Source organism: Acinetobacter sp. WCHAc060042 (genome assembly GCF_003231195.1).
Lineage (GTDB): Bacteria > Pseudomonadota > Gammaproteobacteria > Pseudomonadales > Moraxellaceae > Acinetobacter.
The window spans coordinates 1-525 of record NZ_QKVN01000129.1 but is presented as its reverse complement, the minus strand read 5'-3'; the positions used below and the strand labels follow the sequence as shown (position 1 = coordinate 525).

1 protein-coding gene is annotated in these 525 nt (G+C 38.3%); it reads left to right on the top strand.

The features are described from left to right. Window positions 1-360 (top strand): tyrosine-type recombinase/integrase (locus tag DPG01_RS18550; protein WP_162622383.1); only part of this gene is annotated, 360 nt, incomplete at its 5' end. Between the last annotated feature and the right edge of the window lie 165 nt (window positions 361-525).

Sequence of the window (525 nt, the reverse complement as noted above, 5' to 3'; positions counted from 1 at the left end):
ATAGTTCCACTTTCAAATCAGGCTTTAGAGATTTTGAAAGACGTCATGCAGTGGTCATACGGTGAAAAATACCTTTTTGCTAGCCCTCGCAAACACAATCAACCGATTCATTTTAATACTCTAAATATGGCCATACGTAAGATGGGGTATGGCAAACATCAACTATCTTCTCATGGATTACGTTCTACTTTTAGTACCATTTTGAATGACTCAGGTTTGTTCCAAGATAATTGGATTGAGGCACAACTTTCACATATTGATAAAAACCGTACCCGTGCCAGCTATAATCACGCTGACTATTTAGCTCAACGGACTGAAATGATGCAGTGGTGGGGTGATTATTTAAGTACTAGTAAGTGAAAATCGTACTGAACCGTGCCGGGTTTGTCGGAGAGTCAATATTTTTTGTCAACGGCATTCTAAAATTGACCCCTTTTACCTCGTATTAAGTTTCAACCTGAGGTTGAATCCCTATTCTTTTTTTATTCTTCAAATGATAACTCTCACCCGATATTGAGTTCTGAG